The 1,051-nt window shown below is 64.3% G+C and carries 2 protein-coding genes; both read left to right on the forward strand.

The annotated features are described in order from the left end of the window. Positions 1-94: 94 nt before the first annotated feature. Positions 95-460 (forward strand): response regulator, encoded by a 366-nt coding sequence (locus CWO91_RS42275; protein ID WP_007600538.1) that lies wholly within the window; start codon positions 95-97, stop codon positions 458-460. Between the two features lie 75 nt (positions 461-535). Further along, positions 536-1,051: response regulator (locus CWO91_RS42280; RefSeq protein ID WP_130221183.1), on the forward strand; the 516-nt coding region annotated here is incomplete at its 3' end.

Consider the following 1,051-nt stretch of genomic DNA (forward strand, 5'->3'; position numbering starts at 1 on the left):
CGCCCGAGATGATGGCGGCCTGATACGGCGGCATCGCCGTCATCGGGCCTGCAATTGGAAGTGCCCCGGCAAAGGGGAGGAAGCAGAGGTTCACATGCGAACTTGTCTCGTCGTTGATGATTCCAGCGTCATCCGCAAGGTTGCGCGCCGGATCCTGGAGGGCCTCGACTTCCAGATCCTCGAAGCCGAAGACGGTGAGAAGGCGCTGGAGGCCTGCAAGCGCGGCTTGCCCGACGCGGTGCTGCTCGACTGGAACATGCCCGTGATGGATGGCTACGAGTTCCTCGGCCATCTCAGGCGCATGCCCGGCGGCGACCAGCCCAAGGTGGTGTTCTGCACCACCGAGAACGACGTCGCGCACATCGCGCGCGCGCTGCACGCCGGCGCCAACGAGTACATCATGAAGCCGTTCGACAAGGACATCGTGACGGCGAAATTCCAGGAAGTCGGCCTTATCTGAGCGATCGCCCGGAGGCTGAACGGATCCTTCGGCGCTTGTTTTCAACTGAACCGTTTCAGTCTGAGTTGGTGAGTAATGAGTACTGCGTTCGCAGGTAATTCGACCACGGGTTCGTCGCGCGAAGCGGGGCCGCTGCGGGTGATGATCGTCGACGACTCCGTCGTCATCCGCGGTCTGATCTCGCGCTGGATCGGCGCCGAGCACGACATGGAGGTCGCGGCCTCGCTACGCACCGGGCTCGAGGCGGTCAACCAGATCGAACGCATCAATCCCGATGTCGCCGTGCTCGACATCGAAATGCCCGAGCTCGACGGTCTCTCGGCGCTGCCGCAACTGCTGGCGAAGAAGCGCGATCTCGTCATCATCATGGCCTCGACGCTGACCCGCCGTAACGCGGAAATCAGCTTCAAGGCGTTGTCGCTCGGCGCGGCCGACTACATTCCGAAGCCGGAGTCGACGCGCGAGGCCTCCGCCGCGGACATCTTCCACCACGATTTGATCCAGAAGATCCGTCACCTCGGCGCGCGGCTGCGCAGGAAGCCCGCGGTTGCGAGCCCGCCGCTGGCGCCCGCGAGCCCGGCTCCGGCCGTA

The sequence above is a fragment of the Bradyrhizobium genosp. SA-3 genome (assembly GCF_004212635.1).
Taxonomy (GTDB): domain Bacteria; phylum Pseudomonadota; class Alphaproteobacteria; order Rhizobiales; family Xanthobacteraceae; genus Bradyrhizobium.

What these genes read in the sequence shown, in the direction of transcription:
- CWO91_RS42275 (WP_007600538.1), top strand. Translation starts at nt 95, where the DNA reads ATGCGAACTTGTCTCGTCGTTGATGATTCCAGCGTCATCCGCAAGGTT.